This is a genomic window from Gordonia sp. DT218, assembly GCF_049847105.1.
Taxonomy (GTDB): domain Bacteria; phylum Actinomycetota; class Actinomycetes; order Mycobacteriales; family Mycobacteriaceae; genus Gordonia.
On sequence record NZ_JBNCNS010000002.1, the window covers coordinates 65,782 to 87,813 of the forward strand.

The 22,032-nt window shown below is 66.9% G+C and carries 20 protein-coding genes; 10 read left to right on the plus strand and 10 right to left on the minus strand.

The genetic code is table 11. The annotated features are described in order from the left end of the window. Nucleotides 1-26 precede the first annotated feature (26 nt). The 3 genes from mftC (at nt 27) to ACPXCG_RS07410 (ending at nt 3,550) form a co-directional block, all read left to right on the plus strand. A complete protein-coding gene (gene mftC / locus ACPXCG_RS07400) occupies nt 27-1,304 on the plus strand; it encodes a mycofactocin radical SAM maturase (RefSeq protein WP_425790661.1) in 1,278 nt (425 codons plus the stop codon). Nucleotides 1,305-1,383: 79 nt separating this feature from the next. Beyond that, the gene (gene mftD, locus ACPXCG_RS07405; protein WP_425790663.1) at nt 1,384-2,580 is read left to right on the plus strand and encodes a pre-mycofactocin synthase MftD; all 1,197 of its coding nucleotides are present in this window, start codon (nt 1,384-1,386) and stop codon (nt 2,578-2,580) included. 157 nt (nt 2,581-2,737) lie between these two features. Further along, complete coding sequence (locus ACPXCG_RS07410; RefSeq protein ID WP_425790665.1) at nt 2,738-3,550, plus strand: mycofactocin-coupled SDR family oxidoreductase; 813 nt, start codon at nt 2,738-2,740, stop codon at nt 3,548-3,550. A gap of 109 nt (nt 3,551-3,659) precedes the next feature. On the opposite strand, the gene ACPXCG_RS07415 is transcribed toward ACPXCG_RS07410, so the two are convergent. Both ACPXCG_RS07415 and ACPXCG_RS07420 read right to left on the minus strand, forming a co-directional pair. After that, a complete protein-coding gene (locus tag ACPXCG_RS07415) occupies nt 3,660-4,598 on the minus strand; it encodes a hypothetical protein (RefSeq protein WP_425790667.1) in 939 nt (312 codons plus the stop codon). Nucleotides 4,599-4,844: 246 nt separating this feature from the next. After that, the gene (locus tag ACPXCG_RS07420; RefSeq protein ID WP_425790669.1) at nt 4,845-5,957 is read right to left on the minus strand and encodes a CaiB/BaiF CoA transferase family protein; all 1,113 of its coding nucleotides are present in this window, start codon (nt 5,955-5,957) and stop codon (nt 4,845-4,847) included. Between the two features lie 182 nt (nt 5,958-6,139). Between ACPXCG_RS07420 and mftE the strand changes: the two genes are divergently transcribed. From mftE to ACPXCG_RS07450, 6 genes are all read left to right on the plus strand, one after another. Further along, nucleotides 6,140-6,889: a mycofactocin biosynthesis peptidyl-dipeptidase MftE gene (mftE, locus tag ACPXCG_RS07425; protein WP_425790671.1), complete on the plus strand. Its 750-nt coding sequence runs from the start codon at nt 6,140-6,142 to the stop codon at nt 6,887-6,889. After that, a complete protein-coding gene (mftF, locus tag ACPXCG_RS07430) occupies nt 6,886-8,328 on the plus strand; it encodes a mycofactocin biosynthesis glycosyltransferase MftF (RefSeq protein ID WP_425790673.1) in 1,443 nt (480 codons plus the stop codon). Before mftE ends, mftF begins: the two co-directional genes overlap by 4 nt. Then, nucleotides 8,325-9,650: a mycofactocin system GMC family oxidoreductase MftG gene (mftG, locus tag ACPXCG_RS07435; RefSeq protein WP_425790675.1), complete on the plus strand. Its 1,326-nt coding sequence runs from the start codon at nt 8,325-8,327 to the stop codon at nt 9,648-9,650. Before mftF ends, mftG begins: the two co-directional genes overlap by 4 nt. A 36-nt stretch (nt 9,651-9,686) precedes the next feature. Then, the gene (locus tag ACPXCG_RS07440) at nt 9,687-10,115 is read left to right on the plus strand and encodes a PPOX class F420-dependent oxidoreductase (RefSeq protein WP_425790677.1); all 429 of its coding nucleotides are present in this window, start codon (nt 9,687-9,689) and stop codon (nt 10,113-10,115) included. 63 nt (nt 10,116-10,178) lie between these two features. Continuing rightward, nucleotides 10,179-10,856 carry a FadR/GntR family transcriptional regulator gene (locus tag ACPXCG_RS07445; RefSeq protein WP_425790679.1) on the plus strand — a complete coding sequence of 226 codons (678 nt, stop codon included), beginning with the start codon at nt 10,179-10,181 and terminating at the stop codon, nt 10,854-10,856. Between the two features lie 116 nt (nt 10,857-10,972). Then, complete coding sequence (locus ACPXCG_RS07450; RefSeq protein WP_425792067.1) at nt 10,973-12,091, plus strand: CynX/NimT family MFS transporter; 1,119 nt, start codon at nt 10,973-10,975, stop codon at nt 12,089-12,091. A gap of 46 nt (nt 12,092-12,137) precedes the next feature. Here the strand turns inward: ACPXCG_RS07450 and ACPXCG_RS07455 are convergent, their stop codons facing one another. The 6 genes from ACPXCG_RS07455 to ACPXCG_RS07480 all read right to left on the minus strand — a co-directional run bounded on the left by ACPXCG_RS07455 (nt 12,138) and on the right by ACPXCG_RS07480 (nt 18,807). Continuing rightward, on the minus strand, nt 12,138-13,502 hold the full coding sequence (locus ACPXCG_RS07455) for an 8-oxoguanine deaminase (protein ID WP_425790681.1): 1,365 nt from the start codon (nt 13,500-13,502) through the stop codon (nt 12,138-12,140). A 291-nt stretch (nt 13,503-13,793) separates the two neighbouring features. Continuing rightward, on the minus strand, nt 13,794-14,522 hold the full coding sequence (locus ACPXCG_RS07460; RefSeq protein WP_425790683.1) for an aspartate/glutamate racemase family protein: 729 nt from the start codon (nt 14,520-14,522) through the stop codon (nt 13,794-13,796). 45 nt (nt 14,523-14,567) lie between these two features. Further along, nucleotides 14,568-16,136, minus strand: a complete 1,569-nt coding sequence (locus tag ACPXCG_RS07465) for an NCS1 family nucleobase:cation symporter-1 (RefSeq protein WP_425790685.1) — start codon at nt 16,134-16,136, stop codon at nt 14,568-14,570. A 165-nt stretch (nt 16,137-16,301) separates the two neighbouring features. Next, nucleotides 16,302-16,988 (minus strand): YoaK family protein, encoded by a 687-nt coding sequence (locus ACPXCG_RS07470; protein ID WP_425790687.1) that lies wholly within the window; start codon nt 16,986-16,988, stop codon nt 16,302-16,304. Between the two features lie 38 nt (nt 16,989-17,026). Then, nucleotides 17,027-18,139: an acetamidase/formamidase family protein gene (locus ACPXCG_RS07475; protein WP_425790689.1), complete on the minus strand. Its 1,113-nt coding sequence runs from the start codon at nt 18,137-18,139 to the stop codon at nt 17,027-17,029. Then, on the minus strand, nt 18,136-18,807 hold the full coding sequence (locus tag ACPXCG_RS07480; RefSeq protein ID WP_425790690.1) for a FadR/GntR family transcriptional regulator: 672 nt from the start codon (nt 18,805-18,807) through the stop codon (nt 18,136-18,138). Before ACPXCG_RS07480 ends, ACPXCG_RS07475 begins: the two co-directional genes overlap by 4 nt. A gap of 51 nt (nt 18,808-18,858) precedes the next feature. Here ACPXCG_RS07480 and ACPXCG_RS07485 point away from each other — a divergent pair, with 51 nt between their 5' ends. Continuing rightward, nucleotides 18,859-19,083 carry a hypothetical protein gene (locus ACPXCG_RS07485; protein ID WP_425790692.1) on the plus strand — a complete coding sequence of 75 codons (225 nt, stop codon included), beginning with the start codon at nt 18,859-18,861 and terminating at the stop codon, nt 19,081-19,083. 39 nt (nt 19,084-19,122) lie between these two features. Here the strand turns inward: ACPXCG_RS07485 and ACPXCG_RS07490 are convergent, their stop codons facing one another. Next, on the minus strand, nt 19,123-19,830 hold the full coding sequence (locus ACPXCG_RS07490) for a GntR family transcriptional regulator (RefSeq protein ID WP_425790694.1): 708 nt from the start codon (nt 19,828-19,830) through the stop codon (nt 19,123-19,125). A gap of 214 nt (nt 19,831-20,044) precedes the next feature. After that, nucleotides 20,045-21,994: an alpha/beta hydrolase family protein gene (locus ACPXCG_RS07495; RefSeq protein ID WP_425792068.1), complete on the minus strand. Its 1,950-nt coding sequence runs from the start codon at nt 21,992-21,994 to the stop codon at nt 20,045-20,047. Nucleotides 21,995-22,032 lie beyond the last annotated feature (38 nt).

Genomic DNA, 22,032 nt, shown 5'->3' on the forward strand with positions numbered 1-22,032 from the left:
CGACCAGTCCTGAGGAGTCACACCCGATGACCACATTGGAACTTCCGCCCACCGCAACGGATCTCGTCGCCCCTGCGTCGCCTGCCCCGAAGACCCCCAAGGTGGGGCGGCTCGTCGACCAGTTCGAGAAGGGGCTCGACGCCCCGATCTGCCTGACCTGGGAGCTGACCTACGCGTGCAATCTCGCGTGTGTGCACTGCCTGTCGTCGTCGGGAAAGCGGGATCCGCGCGAACTCTCCACCGAACAGTGCAAGGCGATCATCGACGAGCTGCAGCGCATGCAGGTCTTCTACGTCAACATCGGCGGCGGCGAACCGACCGTTCGGCCCGATTTCTGGGAGCTCGTCGACTACGCGACCAGCCACCAGGTCGGGGTGAAGTTCTCCACCAACGGATTACGTATCGACAAGGCGGTGGCGGAGCGCCTGGCCGCCTCGGATTACGTCGACGTGCAGATCTCGCTGGACGGTGCCACCGCGGAGGTCAACGACGCGGTCCGCGGTCCGGGATCCTTCGACATGGCCGTGCGCGCCCTGGAGAACCTGCACGAGGCGGGCTTCGCCGACGCGAAGATCAGCGTCGTGATGACGCGGCAGAATGTCGAACAGCTCGACGAGTTCAAGGCACTGGCCGATCGGTACAACGCGACCCTGCGCATCACCCGCCTCCGGCCGTCGGGTCGTGGCGCCGACGTGTGGGATGATCTGCACCCGCTGCCCGAACAGCAGCGTGAGCTCTACAACTGGCTTGTCGCGCACGGAGACGGGGTGCTCACCGGTGACTCGTTCTTCCATCTCTCCGCGTTCGGCGGGGCCGATGGTGGTGGCGCTCTCCCGGGGCTGAACCTGTGTGGTGCCGGACGCGTGGTGTGCCTCATCGATCCCGTCGGCGACGTGTACGCCTGTCCGTTCGCGATCCACGAGAACTTCCTCGCCGGCAACATCCTCGCCGACGGCGGCTTCCGGGAGATCTGGCAGCATTCGGATCTGTTCACCGAACTGCGCGAACCGCAGAACGCGGGAGCCTGCACCAAGTGCGCCCATTTCGATGCGTGCCGCGGCGGCTGTATGGCCGCGAAGTTCTTCACCGGCCTGCCCCTGGCCGGGCCCGACCCCGAGTGCGTGCAGGGCTACGGCGAGCAGTTGCTTGCCGGTGAGCGCTCCAAACCGACTGCGAACAAAGATCATTCACGTGGCACGCCGCTGACGTTGATGACCCGCCAGGCCGACGGCGACCTGTTGCCGATCGGTGCCCCGCCGTCGAAGAGTTGTGACGAGAACCCCCTCGCGGGCTTCACGCTCTGACCCACCCCGCAACAACGGGATGCCCGGCCCTTCGGGTGTTCTGTGCTGCCATCACACAATGAAGTAGGTAGGAAAGAACATGGCCAATCCCTGGGCCCGCAACCCGTGGTTCGAAACGGTTCACGAGGCGCAGCGTCGTGCGAAGAAACGGTTGCCGAAATCGGTGTACTCGTCGTTGGTCGCCGGCACGCAGGCCGGTATCACGCTGGGCGACAACGTCAATGCGTTCTCCGAGCTCGGCTTCGCGCCGCACGTGGTCGGTGCACAGCCCGATCGTGAACTGTCGACCACGGTGATGGGTCAGGACCTCTCGTTCCCGGTGATGATCTCGCCGACCGGCGTGCAGGCCGTCGACCCCGACGGCGAGGTCGCGGTCGCCCGGGCGGCCGCCGCGCGAGGGACGGCCATGGGGCTGTCCAGCTTCGCGTCGCATCCGGTGGAGGAGGTCACCGCAGTCAACGACAAGGTCTTCTTCCAGATCTACTGGCTCGGCACCCGCGACGAGATCCTCGCTCGCGCACTGCGAGCCAAGGAGGCGGGCGCCAAGGGGCTCATCGTCACCACCGACTGGGTGTTCAACATCGGTCGCGACTGGGGCAGCCCGGACATCCCGGAGAAGGTCGATTTCCAGGCGTTGCTGAAACTGGCACCGGAGATCGCGGTCAAGCCGCGTTACGCGCTCGACTGGGTCCGCGGCGGCAAGGTCGAGATCCCCGACCTCACCGCGCCCAACCTGACGCCCAGGGGAGAGCCGGGCCCGACGTTCTTCGGCGCCTACGGCCAATGGATGAACACTCCGCCGCCGACCTGGGAGGACCTGCAGTGGCTGCGCGAGCAGTGGGACGGACCCTTCATGGTCAAGGGCATCACCCGTCTCGATGATGCCAAGCGGGCCGTCGACATCGGTGCGTCGGCCATCTCCGTCTCGAATCACGGCGGCAACAACCTCGACGGCACCCCGGCCACGATCCGGCTGCTCGGTCCGATCGCGGATCAGGTGGGCGATCAGGTCGACGTCCTGCTCGACGGAGGCGTCCGCCGGGGCAGCGATGTGGCCAAAGCCCTGGCCTTGGGCGCTCGGGCGGTCATGGTCGGTCGCGCCTACCTCTGGGGGCTGGCGGCCAACGGACAGGCCGGCGTCGAGAATGTTCTCGACCTGCTCCGCATGGGTCTCGACGGTGTGGTCATGGGGCTGGGACACAACAGTGTTCACGAACTGTCCCGCGACGACCTGATCATCCCGGAGGATTTCGAACGCACCTTCGGCGGCAGCTGATCTCCAGGGTCTCGCGAACGCCCGCCACAAAGTAGAACGTGTTACAGTTTTGCGACACAGTTCACCCGTGGCGGGTGTTCGCGTTTCTCCGGCGCCGAAGGTGCGGAAGCGGGACATCGCCACTGGTGACCAGGACGAGAGAATGAGGACTCGGCGGATGGGCCAATTCGACGGCAAGGTCGTCTACATCACCGGAATCGCACGTGGGCAGGGGCGCAACCATGCCCTGCGATTCGCACGCGAAGGCGCGGCGATCATCGGTCTCGACATCGCCGGTCCGGTGGCCGAGCACGCCACCTATCCGTCGGCGACCACCGACGACTTCGCCGAGACGATCCGGCTCGTCGAGGAGGCCGGAGGCAAGATTCTTGCCCGGCAGGGTGATACACGCGACCTCGCGTTCCAGCAAGAACTGGTCGCCGACGGGGTCGAACAGTTCGGCAGACTCGACCATGTGATCGCCAACGCGGGCATCCTCACGTGGGGCAAGGTGTGGGAACTCTCCGAGGAACAGTTCACCGATGTCGTCGACGTCAACCTGGTCGGCACGTGGAAGACCCTGAAGGCGACCATCCCCGCGATGCTCGAGGCCGGCAATGGCGGTTCCATCGTCGTGATCAGCTCGGTGGCCGGGCTGAAGGCCATGCCGATGCAGGCGTCGTACTCGGCCTCGAAGTTCGGACTGCGTGGTCTCACCCAGACCGCGGCCAAGGAACTCGGGCACTACCGGATTCGGGTCAACAGTGTCCACCCCTACGCAGTCGACACCCCGATGGGGGTCGCCGACACCGAGGCCCACCGGATCTTCGGAATGCCTTGGGTGACACCACATCTGACCTCAGTCCTGGACTACCACCCGGTGGCGTCGCTGGACGAGATCTCCGATGCCGTGGTGTATCTGTCCTCGGACGGTGCCAAGGCGATCACCGGGGCGGAGTTCCAGATCGACATGGGCAACTCCAAAGTCTGACACCCCTACGCACCCACCCACCCAAACCCTTCTCCGCAGCCGCGACGGTTTCCTGCATCCGCGACCCCGAATTCCCGTCGCGGATGACGGAAACCGTCGCGGCTGCGGTTCAGCGGCGTTTGCGGGCCCGGGTCAGGCCTCGGCGCAAGAGTGCGTGGAGTCGTTCGGGGTGCATGCATTCCTGCCATCCCCACCGCACCACGGTCTCGTCGAGATCCCGAATGGCGTCTTCGCGACGCTTCTCGTCCCAGACCCGGTCACCGGGGTGTTCTCCGGGGTCGAGGTCGGCAGTGTACTTCCCGCGGCCGTCGACCTCGCCGACCATCCGTTCTTCGTCCCAGTAGAGGTCCACGCGGGCGACGAAGATCCCCGAGGTTGTGAACAACTCGTGCTGCGCGATGGGGGTTGGGACGTCGTCGAAGCCGACGATCAGTGCCCGACTGAATGATTCGGCGATGGATTCCGACTGCGGGTTCGCGTGTGGGAGGGCTGCGCGCGCCACGGAGTTGCCGACACGACCGCGGTTGCCGGCCACGGCGTCGCGGAGTTCTTCGATTGTTGCTCCCGCACGTAGTGCGGAATCGAAGACGCACACGGCCTGGTTCATGTTTCCGGTCCGCGCGATGTCGGCCGCGGTGCGGGCAAGCGAGGTGACCGCGCGTCCGTCGACGGACACGACGTCGTCGGAGGTGAGTCGTGCAGGGTGGAGGACCTGTCCGCGTCGGTGACCACCGGATGTGCGGTTCACCGTGAAGTGCACCCGGGAACGGTCGGGGTGCAGCAGCGGTAGGCCATGGATTGCGGCCGCGGACTGATGACTGACCACCTTGTCGATCTCCGCGACCTCGCATGCGGCGAGTACGCGGGCCAGGTAGGCGGCGTCGGCGGAACTCGATTCCGGCGCAGGAAGATAGACGCCGCGCCACGGTTTGATCAGCGTGCCGCCGTCGAGTTCCTGACGCAGTCGCCGGTCATCGGAACCGCGGGCGATGAGCGCGTCGCGCCTGCGGAACATGTCCGACGACGAGGTGCCACCGTGTTCGTCCATGCAGCGATGATCGGCCGCTCATGTCGCGACCGGACGCCCGTACTGACATCTGTGCACAACCCGAACTGCCCACGAACCTGTCCACACCCCCCGACCCAGAACGCAGCCGCGACGGTTCCCGTCATCCGCGCCGGGTAAAAGGGGGCGCGGATGACGGGAACCGTCGCGGCTGCGATGGGGGTTGCCTGTGGGAGGGGGAGGGAGGGGAGGGGGAGAGTGGGGGGAGTGGGGAGAGTGGGGTGAGGGTCAGTCCTGCCAGAGGGTGGCGGGGTCGGTCGCCTCGCGGACCGGACCGGTCGGGGTCTCCGGCGAGGTGCGCGAGAAGCGGGGAGCGACCTGCGCCTGCATCACGCCGTCGATCTCGACGAGGTTGGCGCGCGCCGCCATGTGCGCATCGGCCGGCGCCTCGGCGAAGTCGAGGACCGGCGACGTGCAGGCGTCCGTACCCTCGAAGACCTTGGTCCACTCGTCACGGGTCCGCGATTTGAAGGTGTCGGTGAACACTTCTTTGAGCTTGGGCCAGTTGGCAATATCGTTCTGGCCGGGCAGATCGGTGTCGGACAGTCCCAGCCCGGTCAGCAATTCGGCGTAGAACTGCGGTTCGATGGCACCGACCGCCATGTATTTGCCGTCGGAGGTCTCGTAGACCTCGTAGTACGGCGCGCCGGTGTCGAGCATGTTCACGCCGCGCGCGTCGCTCCAGAGTCCGGTTCCGCGGAAGGCCCACATCATCTGACCGAGCACCGACGCACCGTCGACCATGGCGGCGTCGACGACCTGTCCGTTGCCCGAGGTCTGTCGTTCGAGGAGCGCAGCGAGGACGCCCATGACGAGGAACATCGATCCGCCACCGAAATCGCCGGCAAGATTGAGCGGCGGCACCGGCCGATCTTCTTTGCGGCCGATGGCATGCAGCATTCCGGTCAGTGAGATGTAGTTGATGTCATGTCCGGCGCGGTCGGCACGCGGGCCCTCTTGGCCCCAGCCGGTCATCCGCCCGTAGACCAGGCCCGGATTGATGGCGGACAGGTCGTCGGGTCCGAAGCCGAGTCGTTCCATCACCCCAGGCCGGAAGCCCTCCAGCACCACGTCGGCCTTGGTGATGAGCCGCAGGATGGTGTCGCGGTCCCGGGCATCCTTCAGGTTCGCCTCGACGACCCGGCGGCCACGCAGGAGCGCATCCGCGTTGCGGTCGGGTGCCGGCAGGGAGCCCGGGCGCTGCACGCGAACGACGTCGGCCCCGAGGTCGGCCAGTAGCATCGCCGCATGTGGGCCGGGTCCGATGCCCGCGAACTCGACCACGCGGATTGCGCTGAGGGGCCCACTCTTTCCGCTGCTGCGCGGCGCCGTTGACGTCATGATGTCCTCCCGGTCCGTACCCGCCCGAAGTGTCGGGTCTCACGTCTGTCGGACCAGCATCCCACAACCGATCGATCGCTCGGACCCCTGGGCCTGGGCAATCGCGGAATCATCGAAATCGAATCAAACAAATTGCACCGAGTCGGTTAACACGCATCGACGGCGTCGCTAGAGTTGAGCGAATGGAGCGTCGGGCCGCACTGGGACAGTTGTGCTGGCCTCAACTGTCGGATCGATCGGTCACCCTTCTGGTCCCGCTGGGAGCCACCGAACAGCACGGTCCGCATCTCCCACTCGACACCGACAGCAGGATCGCGACGGCCGTGGCCGGCCGCGCTGCCGATCGATTGTCCGCGGATGGGCCCACCACAGTTGCCGACGGCGCGGAGGAGCCCCGACTGGTGGTGGCCGCCCCCGGCATCAACTACGGCGCGAGCGGTGAGCATGAGGGTTTCCCGGGGACCATCTCGGTCGGGCACGAGGCGCTGCACCTCCTCCTGGTGGAGTACGGACGCAGCGCCTGCCGCTGGGCGGATCGTCTGGTCTTCGTCAACGGACACGGCGGCAACGGGCCGACGGTGGTCGACGCGGTGGACACATTGCGCTACGAAGGTCGCGACGCCGCCTGGTTCCCCTGCGCCACACAGGGGGCCGACGCGCACGCCGGGATCACCGAAACCTCTGTGCTGCTGCATTTTTCGCCTGAGGATGTCAGCCTCTCCGCCGCCGAGGTCGGGAACGTGACCCCCATTTCGGCGTTGCTGCCCGCGATGCGGGCCGGCGGCGTCGCCGCGGTGAGCACCAACGGCGTGCTGGGTGATCCGACCGGCGCGAGCGCTGAGCACGGCGCGAGCGTGACCGACGCGCTGGTCACCGGACTGGTGACGGCCATCGGGTCGTGGTCGGTCGGAGAGTCGGGGCGACTCGTATGACCGCAGTCGAAAAGGAACTGCCGCCGACCTCTGTCGTCGACCACAGTCTGCCGGATGGTTTCCAGGTCCAGATCGACATGCGGTGCGCGCCGCACAAGGATCTCCGGTATCTCGTCGGTGGATCGCCCACCCGGATGCTCCGCCTGACCGATGCCGCGCTGGGACTGACATCGGCCGACGGCCGTATCGAGGTTGTCGACGCGGCCACCCGGAGTCTCGCGCGTCGCCTGCTCGACAGCGGAATTGCCAACCCCCGTCCCATGTTCGGGCCGCGTCCGGAGAACGTCACGGTCGTGGTGCCGGTGCGCGGCAATCAGCACGGGGTCGACCGTCTGCTGCAGGCCGTCTCCGGTGCGAAGGTGATCGTGGTCGACGACGGCTCCGACGTACCGATCCGGGCGTGCGGCCGGGACGTCACACTGATCCGCTTCGACGAGAATCGCGGCCCCTCGGCCGCCCGCAACGCGGGGGCGGCCGAGGCGACGACCGAATTCGTGGCCTTCCTCGACTCCGACGTGGTGCCCCCGGCCGATTGGCTGACCATGCTCCTCGGGCATTTCTCGGACCCGGCGGTCGCGATCGTGGCACCCCGGATCGTTGGGCTGAGTCGCGACGACTGCGATGTCTCGCTGGCCGAGCGCTACGAGAACGGCTATTCGTCGCTCGACATGGGGCCGGACGAATGCTCTGTGGTCCCGGGCAGCCGGGTCCCGTATGTGCCGAGCGCCGCAATGTTGGTGCGCTGTAGCGCCTTTCAGGATTTCGATGAGTCCCTGCGGGTCGCCGAGGACGTCGACCTCTGCTGGCGGACCCACAAGGCGGGCTGGCGGGTTCGCTACGACCCGGTCGCCCGGGTGTCGCACGATCACCGGACCGGGATGCGTTCGGTGCTCGACCGCCGTCGGTACTACGGAACCGGCGCGTCTCATCTCGCGGACCGGCACGGTGGATTCGCCGCCCCCGTCGTGATGTCGGTGCCGATGGCCGTCGCCGTGGTGGCACTGATGACCCGGACGAAGATCGGCCTGGCGATCGCCATGATCATCCTCGGTCAGGTCGGCATGCGCCTTCGACGACGGCTCGGCGAGTTGCCCGATGCGCCGATTGTCGCGACGCAGCTGACCGGACGAGCAGTCGGGTTCGGGCTCCTTCAGGCGGCCGCGGCGATCTGTCGCCACTACTGGCCGGTGGCGGTGATCCTCGCGATCGTGTCCGCACGTTTCCGCCGGCTCGCGGTGGAGGTCGCGATCGCCGAGGGCATGGTCTCGTGGGTCCGCCAGGTGGTGGCCGAGCCAGAAGCCGGACCGGCACTCGGACCGGTCGCCTACACCCTGTTCCGGCGTCTCGACGATCTCGCCTACGGCGCCGGGCTGTGGCAAGGCGCGTTGAGCCACCGCGATTTCGGTGCCCTGCGGCCGGTGATCACCAACAAGACATGACCCTCGGTGATCTCCCCGCCACCGCCGATGTGGTGATCGTCGGTGCTGGGAGCGCGGGTTGTGTGGTCGCCGAGCGGCTGTCCCGCAATCCCGACCGGACCGTTCTCCTGATCGAGCGCGGGTCGTCGGAGTGGCCCACCGAGGCGGTTCGCGATCTCCGCGGACTTCCGATCGCCCTCGGTTCGCCCTATGCCGTGCCGCACGAGGAGCCGTCGGGACTCGCCGTGGTCCGTGGTCGCGGATTCGGCGGGTCGTCTTCGGTGAACGGTGGCTACTTCCTGCGCTGGCATGCCGACGACTTCGCGGACTGGCCCGCCGGATGGCGTATCGACGAGATCGGCTCCTCCTACGCGGAGCTGGACGCGCGCGGGGGGACGATGAGTGTGTCGCCATTCGCCGACGGCGAGTTGGCCGCGGTCACGGCCAGATTCGAATCCTATTGGAGCGGCATCGTTCCGGTGCGGCCACCCGACGACGCGTGGCCGATCGTCGGGCTCAACCGCGTACGGTCGAACCGGGACGGCATGATGCGCCGCACTGCTGCCGAGGCCTACCTGCGTGATGCGTTGGGCCGGACGAATCTCACCATCTGCGCGGACGCCGAAGTGGCGGGGCTGCGTCGGTCCGGCGCCCAGGTCACCGGGGTCGTCGTCGGTGACACCGTGGTCGGTGCCGGTGAGGTGGTCCTCTGCGCAGGCGCTATCGGCACTGCCGTGATCCTGTTGCGGTCGGGTCTCGGTGGGCCGACCGATCGTGATGTCCTGGCCGTACGTGAGCATCGCGAAGTGCTGGTGCACTATCGCAGCCGTGTCGACGGTCCGCCGACGGCATTGCTGCAGTCCGTGGTGCACACTGCCGACGATCTCGAGATACGTTGCTACAGCAGTGATATGGCACGTTACATCAAAGGCCTTCCTCCGGTCGGGCCGGCCATCGGCGTCGCCGCGATGCGACCCGGTACCCGGGGTACGGTGCAGATGGCCGGTGGAGGTCCGATCGTCGATCTCGGAGTCGTCGACGTGGCGGAGGCCGCCCGGCTCGACCGGGGCGTGGCGACGGTCGCCGACATGCTGCGGTCGCCCGTGTTCGCGGACATCGTCGAGCCCGGTTCGGTGGCGGTCGACCCCGTCGTACGGACCTCGCAGCACGCGTGGGGCAGCATGCCCATGGGGCCGCGTACCGATGAGCTCGGTGCCGTTGTCGGGGTCCGAGGCCTGCGGATCGTCGACGGATCGATCCTGCCGACCGCGGGGCGCAGCGGGCCCCACGCCACGATCATGATGGTCGCGTGCCGGATCGCCGACGTGCTGGCCGGTCGCTGACGGTCGGCTGACGCGCCCGCGCCGTATGGTGGGGTCATGGCCGCATCCCTGAACGATCCCGAGATCCGTGAGTTCCTGACCGGTGGTACCAAGACGGGCCACCTCGGTCACCTCGCCGCTGACGGCAGGCCGCTCGCCGCGCCGATCTGGTTCGTGTTGGACGGGGATCGCATTGCCTTCAACACGGGTTCGGGCACATCGAAAGCCCGTTCCATCCAACGAGATCCGCGCGTGGTCCTGACAGTCGACCTCCCCGAGCCGCCGTACGCTTTCGTGCAGATCCAGGGCCGCGCGGTGGCCAGCGACGACCTCGACGAGGTGAAGCGGATCGCGACGCTCTGCGGTGCGCGGTACATGGGGGCCGACCGTGCCGACGAGTTCGGCGACCGTAACGGCGTGCCCGGCGAGCGCGTGGTGTGGATCGAGCCGACCAAGGTGATCGCCTCGCTCGACGTCTCGGGGTGATGTTTCCTCTCCTGGGCAAGGAGGCTTTGTCGGCAGTAAACATGGGATGTTAGGGTGTTTGCCATGAACGACGTGATCGTCCCGCCGCGACGGACCAGTGAGCTCGTGGTCGACCGAATGCGGGATCTCATCCGGTCCGGCGAATGGGCCGTGGGTGAACGGATTCCGGCCGAGCCGGCACTCGTGGAGCATTTCGGCGTGGGGCGCAACACGATCCGCGAGGCCGTGCGAGCGCTGGAGCATGCCGGAATGCTCATCCCGCGGCGCGGCGACGGGACCTACGTGCGCAGTCGTAACCTGCTTGCGGCGGCGATCGAGAGCTGCGTTCCGGGTTCGGCCCACCACGACCTGCTCGGAGCGCGCCGCGCCATCGAGGTCGAGGCCGCGGCCGCCGCCGCCGAGAGTGCAACCTCCGAGCAGGTCGCGGGGTTGCGCGATCGTCTCCGGGCCGCGGAGCAGGCGTTCGCCACTGGTGATGTAGCCGGGTATGCGCAGGAGGACATAGCGTTTCACGCCTCGCTGGTCGAGATCTCGGGCAACCGGCTGTTGCTCGAACTCTACGACGGCATCGTGGAGGTCATGCAGCGCCTTCACGAGAGTGTCGTGGAGGCGACGCTGGCGGAGGGTGATCATCCACCGGGCCACGTCGGCGTGGTCGATGCGATCGAGGCCGGTGACGCCGGTGCGGCCCGTGCCGCGGTCCATTCCTACCTCGATGCAGCGCTGCGAGGGCTGGCGTGACGGGCGACGGGCAGGCAGAGTCGTCGGTCAAAACAGCGCCGGAGCGCACGGCCGACGTATCGTCGGGCGGCAATGCCCCGCGGGGGATCGCCGCGGTCATCGCAGCGATCGGCATCATGCTCGTGGCCGCCAATCTGCGACCGCCGGTGGTCTCAGTGGCGCCGCTGGTAGACGACATCATGCGCGACCTCGGGTTCGGCAGTGCGGCAGCCGGTTTGCTGACCACGTTGCCAGTGCTGTTCTTCGGGATCAGCGCCCCGATCGCGCCGCGCATCGCCGCGCGGTACGGGATCGAGCGGACCATCTTCGGCTCGATGATCATGCTGATCCTCGGCATGGGTCTGCGATTCATCCCGAACATCGCGAGTCTGCTCGTCGGCTCGGCCGTGATCGGAACGGCGATCGGCATTTGCAACGTGGTGCTGCCCGCACTCATCAAACGCGACTTTGCACACCGGTCGGGTCTGATGACCGGGCTGTACTCGATGACGCTCTCGGGCGGGGCAGCCGTCGCCGCCGCCCTGACCATCCCGATCGACGATCTGGACGACGGCAACTGGCGCCTGACACTGACGTCGTGGACGCTGCTCGCGGTCGTGGCGCTGGTCGTCTGGGTTCCGCAGTTGGCACGGGTCCACACCGTGGCCGTCACCAGCACGCCGGCATCACTGTGGCGCAACCGGATCGCTTGGGCCATAACGACCTTCATGGCTTCGCAGTCGATCATCTTCTACACCTTCAGTGCGTGGCTGCCGCAGTACCTCATCGACCACGGCCGAACAGCCGCCGAGGCGGGGACCACTCTGGCCATCGGGCAGGTCGTGGCGTTGACCGCCTCACTGGTGATCCCCATCGTCGCCGGAAGGTTGGCCGATCAACGCGCCATCACGCTGGGCGTGGTGGTCGTGTGCGCCGCAGGGTTCGTCGGTCTGGTGACCGTTCACGTGTGGACCACGCTCTGGGTCATCATGATCATGTTCGGTCCGGGCGCATCGATCAGCCTGGTGCTGCTGTTCATGGTGCTGCGCAGCCCGTCGACGGTGGCCACCGGACAGGTGTCGGGGATGGCCCAGTCGGTCGGCTATGTGGTGGCCGCGGTCGGACCGATCGCGATCGGCGCCCTGCACGATGTCACCGGGTCCTGGAACGTGGCAATGTCTGTGCTGGGCTTGGCCCTCGTCCCGCAGGCACTGTCCACACTGCTCGCGGCGAAGAACGTCACGATAAAGATCTGACGAGGGGCACGCAGGCCGTTCCTGGTGGCGTGCGTGATCGTGGCCATCAGACCGCCACCCGCTGGATACGCCGGGCCTCGGCGGTGTGGGCGGACACTATGTCGGATGCGCCGAAATTCTGAATCTGTCTGTCGCGGACGAGAATCCGGCCCGCCACTATGGTCGTGTCTGCCGCCATCGGCCCACATCGCAACCAGGCCTCCACCGGGTCGGTGACTGCACCGGCGAGCGCCATGGCCGAGCCGGTCCAGATGACGAGGTCCGCACACGCGCCGGGGTTCAGATGACCGGTCTCGTCGTCCCAGCCGAGGCAGGCCGCGCTGCCGCGCGTCGCGATGTTCAGCACGTCACGGGCGGTCATCGCGGTCGATCCGCCCCGGTAGCGTCCCAGCGTCAGAGCGGCGCGGGCCTCGAGCCACATCGAGCCGTGATCGGTGGACGCGGATCCGTCACACCCGAGACCGACCGGAGCGCCGAGTGCGCGGAGCCGCTGGACGTCGGCTGTTCCGCCACCGATGAGCATATTCGAACTCGGGCAGTGCGCGACGCCGACTCCGGCTGCGCCCATACGGGCTTGTTCGTCGTCGGATGGATAGATGAAATGCGCTACCCAGGAACGCGATTGCATCCAGCCGACACTGTCGAAGTAGTCGACCGGGCTCATGCCGTACACCTCCCGGCAGTACGCCAGTTCGTCCTGATCTTCGGCCAGGTGGGTGTGCAGGCGGACGTCGCGGCTCTCGGCCAGCGCCGCGGTGTCCGACATGAGCTGGGCGGTGACGGAGAACGGCGAGCACGGCGCCAGCGCGACCCGTGACATCGCACCCGGCGAAGGGTCGTGATATTTGTCGATGAGCCGTTCGGAATCGGCGAGGATCACGTCGGGCTCCTGGACGACCTGCACGGGTGGCAACCCGCCGTCGGCAGTGGACCGGGTCATCGAGCCGCGGTTGGCGTAGAAGCGGAAGCCCAGATCACGCGACGCTCGGATCTGCGCATCTATCAACCCATCTCGCGGATGCAGATATATGTGATCGGACGACAGGGTGCATCCGCCCAGCAACAGCTCTGCCATCGCGACCCAGGTGGACAGATAGACGGCCTCGTCGTCGATCTGCGCCCACAGTGGGTAGAGCTTGGTCAGCCAGTCGAAGAGCCCGGCGTTGACGACCGGCGCATATGAACGGGTCAGGTTCTGATACATGTGGTGGTGGACGTTGATCAGGCCGGGCGTCACGAGTTTTCCCTGGGCGTCGATCCGGGTGGTCGCGTCGGGGATCTCGTCGGTGGCCGTCCCGATGCTGTGGACGCGACCGTCCGAGATGGCGATCCAGCCGTCGGGGACTTCCCAGTGGGTGTCGACGTAGATGTAGGCGTTGCTGATCAGCAGATCGCACGGCTTCTCGGACATGGGTACCTCCGGGGCAGGCCGCAGCACAGGCTGCGGAGTGGAACCCTGTCCCGGAATCTGGTCACCCGGATCGTCACCGCGTGGTCGCGGACGGGTCGATCATGTGCACTAGCGACTATCTGCCGCAATGGTTTCGGTCGTGTTACCCCGGAGTTTCGGTTTGGAGGGAGATCTCGATACACTCCGCCGCCGGCGCTCCGGAGCTACTCGATCAGCGGAAGTGTTGGCCAAACATGCCCGCAGACGCCACGAACGCGAACGCAACCGACGACGAAGCGAATCGGGCGAAGGTCAGACCTTCCCGAAGCCCTCCAGTGGCCCGGAATAGATCTTCATTGGGGGAGTGGCGAACTCGCCGGACGCGGTCCCGGTGCGCAGGCCCATCGCGGCCATCGACGACAGCATGCCGACTCCGGCGGCGACCCCGTCGATCACCGGCGCGCCGATCGCGCCGCTGATGCGGTGGGCCAGGTCGGCCATGCCGGCGCAACCGAGGACGATCGCGTCGGAACGGTCGGCGTGCAGTGCCGCGCGGCACGCCTTCTCGAGGATGTCCGCGGTCGCGGGGTTGGACTCGAGTTCGAGGACCGGGATGTCGCAGGCGTGGATGCCTCGGCACTGACGAGTGAAACCGTAGTGCTCGACCAGATCTCCCGCGCGGCCGATCGTACGATCCAAGGTGGTCACGATCGAGAACCCCCGTCCGAGGGGTGCCGCGAGGTGCATGGCGGCCTCGGCGATCCCCAGCACCGGAGCGTCCGCCAGCTCGCGGGCGGCATCGAGGCCGGGGTCTCCGAAGCATGCGACGAGATAACCGTCGTGACCGGGATGCTCGGCGATGGCGTGGAGGAGCCCGGGAACCGCCAGGGCCTCGTCGTAGTGGCTCTCGATGGACGCCGGGCCCATCGACGAGGTGACGGCGATGATCTCGGCGTCCGGTCGGGCAACGGACCGTGCCGCGACGGCGATGACGTCGGTCATCGCCGTCGCGGTGTTCGGATTGATGACGCAGATGCGCATCGTCTCGCTGCTGCTCCTTTGAATTAGGCGTTACCCGGGCTTGCGTTACAGCGCCGACGGTTCGAGCTTGCCGTCCTTGGCGGTCGGCAACACCGCGGGGGCCTCGTCCATGTCGTAGATGAAGCTCGTCGGTGCGAACTTCATCCCGAGCCAGTAGACCACCGCACCTGCGGCGGCTCCCATGAACCAGGTGAAACTGGCCTGATATGCGGTGCCCCAGATGACGAAGCTGATCGGGAGGATCGAAGCGACGATCACCGAGATCACCGCGACCGGATTCCAGCCGTTGCGATACGAGTAGGACTTGCCCGGGTCCATGCTGAACAGGTCGTCGACCTCGATCCGCTGTTTCCTGATGAGATAGAAGTCGATGATCAGGATGCCGAACAGCGGACCGATCACCGCCCCGAGCGTATCCATCGTGTAGTGGATCGCGGTGGGGTTGTTGAACAGATTCCACGGGGTGATCAGCACGGAGCCGACCGCGGCGATCATGCCGCCGGTGCGCCACGTGATCTTGGTGGGCGCCACATTCGAGAAATCGAAGGCGGGCGAGACAAAGTTCGCCACGATGTTGATGCCGATGGTGGCGATCGCGAACGTCAGCACACCGAGCACGGCGGCAGTGGTGTTGTCGATCTGGTCGACGATGTGCACGGGGTCGGTGATGATGTTGCCGTCCTCGTCACGGCCGATCACCGTTGCTCCGGCGGAGACCGTGCAGACGACCAGCAGCGAGAAGAACAGGAAGTTGACGGGCAGACCCCAGAAATTGCCCTTCTTCACCTCGGCGAATGACTTGCCGTACCGCGAGAAGTCGCCGAAATTGAGCATCGGACCGGAGAAGTAGGAGACCACCAGGGCGAATGCGCTGAGCATCTGGGTGACCGAGGACCATCCGGACAATCCGGGTCCGGTCGAGAGATCGAGACTGACGTTGCTCCACCCCGCCTTCACGATGAGGTACGCCGCCAGCGCGACCATCACGACATACACTGCGGGACCGCAGAAGTCGATGAACTTGCGGATGGTGTCCATGCCGTTCCAGAACACGAACGCCTGCAGGACCCACATCAGGATGAAACCTGCCCAGCCGAGAATGCTCAAGCCGAGGAAGCCGTACTGATCGACGTCACCCCACGGCTCGAGGCCCGGCCAGAACTTCAGCGCGAGCAGACCGAAAGCGACCGAGGCCAAGTAGGTCTGGATGCCGTACCAGACGACGGCGATGCAGCCACGGATGATCGCCGGGATGTTGGCGCCCTTGACGCCGAACGCGACGCGCGTGGTGACCGGATAGGGGACGCCGGCCAGCTGCGATGGTTTGGCCACCAGGTTGCACAGCAGGTTGACGGCGATGATGCCGACGACCAATGCGACGAGCACCTGCCACGCTGCGATGCCGAGGGCGAACAGACTGCCCGCGAACACGTAGCCCCCGACGCTGTGCACGTCGGACATCCAGAACGCGAAGATGTTGTACCACGTCCACTTCTGCTCTTTGAGTGGCGCGAGATCGGAGTTGGTGAGGTTCTGGTGGTAGCCGAGCTTGATGACGCTCTCGCCTGCCGCACTCTCATGTGCGGTCGCGACGTCGGCAGAAGGTGCAGACATGGTGGCTCTCCCGGTCAGACGGAGTCAGCGCCGGATGGTCGGGGACGCTGATGTGATCAAGCTAAGAATTGTTTGTTACCCGGGAATTAACGGATAGATATATTTCCGGATGTCCGAATTCTTCTCGTGTCCGAGCCGGCTCCCTTGTGACCGTGTCCGCCGCGTTCAGGTGCGCCGGGCGACCGCCGTATCCGCATTCTCATCGCTTCGCCGTTGATCGTGGATCGCACCGGTGACGGTGACACCTGTGATCAGCAGCGCCGCCACCAGAAGCGCCGCACCCATGTGGGCGTGCATCACCGCGGCACCGGTAGCGGCGCCGAGGATGATCGCCACCACTGCCGCGACCCGGCGGCCGGTGCCGCTGCCCTTCCCGGAGCCGAGGACCGAATCGGCCGCGAGGCCGGTGATGGTCGAGGTCACCACCACCGTGGTCACGTCCTTGACGGCCACGACGCGGGCAGCTGCGGCCTGAATTCCCATCGCGGTGGCCGCAAGCGTGGTGATGGTGATCATCGTCGGTCTGGCCGGGTGCTGACCGGTGACGAACAGCATTGCGGACAGCCCGAACATGATCGCCGCGACGGCCGCGAACAGGATGGTGGTCCGGGCGGTCCATTGCCTGCCCTGGCCGCGCAGGACCCGGCCGCCCAGGGCCGCCCCGATCATGAATCCCGCGAGTGCCATCGCCGGCCCGAGGACAGGGAGACCCGAGCCGCCCGCGACGGCCATCCCGAGCACCACGACGTTGCCGGTCATGTTGCCGGTGAAAACCTTGTCCAGGCCGAGATAGCCGACCGCGTCGTTGATGCCCGTGGTGAACGTCAGGATGATCATCAGCGTCAGATGCATTCGCTCATCCGGGATTGCCCGGAGCCGCGCGACGAGGCTCACGACCCGAAGTCCGCCCGTCGGATCCGGGCATGCACACCCTTGACGACATCCACGACCTGGGAGATGTTGAAGTCTGTTGCGGCACTGAGGTATGCGAGCGCCTGGGCGCCATCCATGCCGTATCGCGCGGACAGGAGCGACACCGCGGCGCGGACACAGTTCTGCACTGCCACGTCGAGGTCGGTGTCGAGGCCGGTGGGGACGAGGAAGTCCTGCGTCTCCGCGATCGGGCCGACCAGGTCGCCGAACCGTGCCGCGACATCCGGTGCGCGAACGATGTCGAACCTGATGGTGGCGCGCAGCGAGGCCTCCAGCGCGGTGAGCGCGACCTCGCCGTCGCCCTGGGCGAAATGCGGATCCCCGACGTAGGCCAGCGCGCCGGGAACCTGAACGGGCAGGTACAGAGTGCTGCCGGCGGTGAGGAGATTGATGTCGATGTTGCCGCCGTGGGCGCCGGGAGGGATGGAATGTGCGCGGGCGTCGCCGTGGACGGCCACTCCCATGATCCCGAGGAATGGTGAAAGCGGGAACCGGGCTGCAGGCCCGTCGACGTCTTGGGTCAGGGGCAGTACCCCATACGCCGTATCGGGGTCTTCGTGCACGGAGACGAATGCGCTGTATGTGATTCCACCGGAGGGATATTCGCCGGGCAGAGATCCCCGCCCGTGGCGATTGGAGACAACTCCGTAGGGCACGCGTCGCAGCGTCTCGACGACCGTCATCGCGAGCAGGTCGCCGGGCATCGCGCCGATGACCTCGATCGGGCCGGTGGTGACATGCGGACCGTCGATACCCTGGCGGTGCGTACGGTCTGATGCGCACAAGGCGACCGCTTCGTCGAGCACGCATTCGGGCGCGACCCCGTGAGCCCCGAAGTACCTGCGGGGATCGCGACCCTGATCCGCGAGGATGCCCTCGTGACTCAGGGTATCGACCGTCAGCGAAGTGCCCGGCACCACGCTGATCACGGGATGATCGGTCGCACAGGGGAGATCGCCCCAGAAGATCTCCTCGGGGCGGCAGGGGAGATAGTCGTCGCCGACGACCGGTCCCGAACCCTCTGCCAGGATCGCCGTCTCGTTCATCGATGACAGTGATGAGAAGGTCATTTCGCCCGCCGATCCACGAGTCGCGCGACCTCGGCGAGGTGGTCGGTCATCGCCGCCGCCGCCGCCTTGTGGTCGCTGTTCTGCACTGCCTGAAAGATCTGCGTGTGCCCGTCGAAGGACATCCGTCGGCCCTCCCGGGTGGCGTGTGACCGCGCACGGACGTTCTGTACCCACCCGCTGCTGAGCTGGCAGAGCGAGATCAGCAGCGGATTGCGTGCCGCCCGCGCAAGTTGGAGATGAAATGCCACATCTTGCTCGAGCGACTCGGCCGGATTCAGTCCGGTGTGGCTAGACGCCAGGATGTCCTCGAGGGACACGAGATCGGACTCGATGGCCCGGTCCGCCGCCAGACCCGCCACCTGTGGCTCGATCAGCATCCGGAGTTCGGCCACGTGGTCCTGCTCGGCATCGTCGGCCATCGTCTCCAGGATCGCCGTCGCGTTGGCCGACCGGGGGAGCACGATCGTGCCGCGTCCGGGAGTCCGGGCCAAGAGCCTACGCTGCTCGAGCTCCTGCAGCGCCTCGCGGATCGTCGTCCGGGAGACCTCGAGGTTCTCCGCGAGAACCCGTTCGGGCGGGAGTTTGTCGCCCGGGCTGAGCTCGTTGGTGATCATGCCCTCGAGATAGGCCGCGGTGCTCGCGCTGAGCGTGCGTCCTCGTCGTATCACGGCGCCTCCCGATTCAAACTTGGTCTCTTGGTATGACCAAGTGTAACTCACGTGTTACTCCTCGCGCGCACCGCGGGCTTCGCCTCGTTTTTCGCCACCTTCTTCGGCGGGTTCGGTTTCGCGCCCGGCAATCCCTGGGCCGCCTGGGTTTCGGTGGTGGCGATGAACTTCCTGGGACCGGTGTTCGCCTACCTGTCCCGACGGCCGGCCTTCCCCCGGCCGGTGGACGAGCGTGCGCCTTTTCGGCCACCGGGCAAGCTAGCGCTGGACTCATGACCGACCTGGATGCCCTGATCGCGCGCGGGCGGTGCGCGGTCAGTCGTCGTGGCGTACCCCGAGTTCGGCTGCGGTCTCGACGATGGCGCTCTCCAGTCGCCGATGATGGAGTTGTCCGACCTCCAATACCGCGACGGTGTCGCGGGCGGCGAAGGCGTCGAGCAGCGCCGCATGATCGTTGTTGAGGGCTTCCTGGATTGCCGAGCCGACGGCCCGCATCGCCTGGAACGGCTCGGTGAGGTTCCAGGTCGCCTCGAACATGTTCAGCAGCCGGGGCATCGCGCACGGAGCGGTGAGCTCGCGGTGGAACTCTCGGGAGACGTCGTGAAAGGCCTTGCGGTCGTCGTATTTTACCGCTGTCGACAATTCTTGGTGACGTCCCCGGGCTCGGTCGAGGCCGGTGTTGTCGATGAGTTCGACGGCGCGCGCCAACGCAGCCTGCTCCAGAGTGCCCCGCACGAAGTAGATCTCGCGCAGTTCGTCGATCGAGAGCTGACTGACCCGGTAACCGGCGTTGCGCTGGTGCACGACGAGGCCCTCACCCACCAGCGTCTTGAGAGCTTCGCGCACGGGGATGGGACTCACCTGGAAGGCATCCGCGACCTCGCCGGGCGGGATCTGTGCACCGGGCGGCGCACCTCCGGACAGGATCAACCGCCGGAGTTCCTCGAGCACGTTGGCGCGCGCGCTTTCTGATCGTGTCTCCACCAGCTGGGCGATGAGCCGGTCGGTCATGCGTGAGTTCATCGGCACCCCACGGTGCGAACCCCCGTCGTCGCGAGAGCGCTCGACTCCGGAGAAGCGCACCCGAGACGCGCCCGCCATGGGCGGGGCATCGACACGTGGTGCGCGGCGTCGCGCTGGAGGGCGGATTTCCGGGGCGCTTCTCCGGGGCCGGGTATGTGGCGGGGCCGGGGGGTGTGTCGGGAGCGAGGTGCGCCTCGGGTATCGCGCTCCGGCCTCATCGCACCCCTCCCGATGATCTGGGTCGCGGCGGGTGGTCGAGAATCCAGCCCGCGACGGCCTCGGTCAGTCGCTGCTGGTTGTGGCGTTTGACGATCTCGTGTCCTTCGTCGTCGAACATCAGCATCTCGGCCACGGCGCCTCGGGCACGCAGTTCGTCGACCATCTGCCGGGATTCGCTCACCGGGACATTCGTGTCGTGGGCGCCGTGCACCACCAGCAAGGGCGCCCGGACGTCGGCGATCCGATGGACCGGTGACAGATCGGCGAGGAGTTCGCGATCCGATTCGGGGTGACCGTATTTGGTGTACGCCGCCACCGCGATCCACGGCTCGGTGTTACGGAAGAACGACTCGAGATCACTCATACCGCAGATGGCGATGCCGGCGGCGAAGGTGTCGGGGTGAAAGGTCAGGCATGCGAGGGTGAGGTAGCCGCCGTACGATCGACCCGAACAGTAGAGCGCGCCGGGATCGGCGATTGCCCGCGCGACAAGGTGTTCCGCGCAGTCGGCAGCGTCGTCGATACCCGCATAGCGGCCGTACCGGTCGTCGGCGTGCGAGAACAGTCGCCCGTATCCCGATGATCCGCGCACATTGGGGGCGAACACCGTGATCCCGGCGTCCACGAGTGGTCCGAAGAGGAAGTTGTAGTCGGGGCGTGTCTGCGCCTCGGGCCCCCCGTGAAAGTACAAGACGGTCGGTCCGGGGCCCTCGCGCTGCGCGCGGAAGAGCAGACCGGACAGCGGCATCCCATCCCGGGCAGACAGTTCCAGCACTTCCGGCACCAGTCCGGTCGACGGACCCTCGCCGGCCACCACGTCGTCGCGGATCGGGATCACCTCGCCGGTGCCGGTGAGGATCAGATGGACCAGCGGTGAGTGCTGCGGGCTCGACACGGTGACGGCGACCAGAGTGCCGGCCGCGCTGATGGAGAGCTCGGTGGCCACCTCGCCCGGCAGGTCGATGGGATCGTGCAATGTCTGGTCCGGAAGTGTGAGGATCTGTAATTCGCTGCGCCCGCCGACATTCCAGAGCATGGCCACCGTCGACTGGTCGTTGCTCACCGTGAACTCGTCGAGGCCGGCGTCCGGGCGTTGCGCCAGCACCCGGAACCGAACGCCGTGCCGACCGACCTCGACGCCGAGCAGGCGCGGATACTTGCTGTCGAAATCGCTGACGACGATCGCCTGGACACTGTCGAGATCGCGTTCGGCATCCTGTGGGGGACCGGTGAACACCAGCGACGGATGATGGAAACCCTGGTCCAGGATGTAACCGACGTCGGTGACCGCGCCGGGATCGTTGGGCAGGAGTGGCGTCATCACGACACTGTCGGACGCGGTGTCGAGCCGTCGGCGCAGCAACAGCATGTCGCGGTAGCCACGCGGGCCCACCCGGATGAGCGTGGCGCCCTTCCACGAGTCGATGAGAGCGCCGCCGACGCGGACGTCGAGTGTCATGGTCGCCGACGTACCGGGGTGTACCCGCAGCGAATGCGCGGTGCCGTCGGGTTCGGTCGCCGTGATGAGCACCCAATCGGTGTCCCATCCGACCAGTGAGACGGTGCCGAACGTGCGCCCGGCCCCGGCGGCAGGGCGCCCGGGGGTGTCCCCGTCGGGGCGCGTCGCGCCGATGCGATGTGCGGTGTCGTCGTCGGGATCGGTGGTGACCACCCAGACCTGATGGTGCTCACCGCCACTCGGGGCGATCTCGACCGCCAGCCACTTGCTGTCGGTCGAGTGGACGATCTTGCGCACCGGACCGGTCGAACGCAGGCTCACCCAGCGGAGTTCGCCGACTCCCGCGATGGACAGCGAACGTTGCGCGGCGCGCGGATAGCCGGTGCCGTCGTCGACGATGTAGGCGAACGCCTTTCCGTCCGGCGACACCGACGCGCCGTAGGTGTGCCAGCCGCGGTCGTCGAAACGGACGGTGTGCGCGGGCATCGAGCCGGCGTGGCCGGGGGTGCCGGCGGGTATCGCCC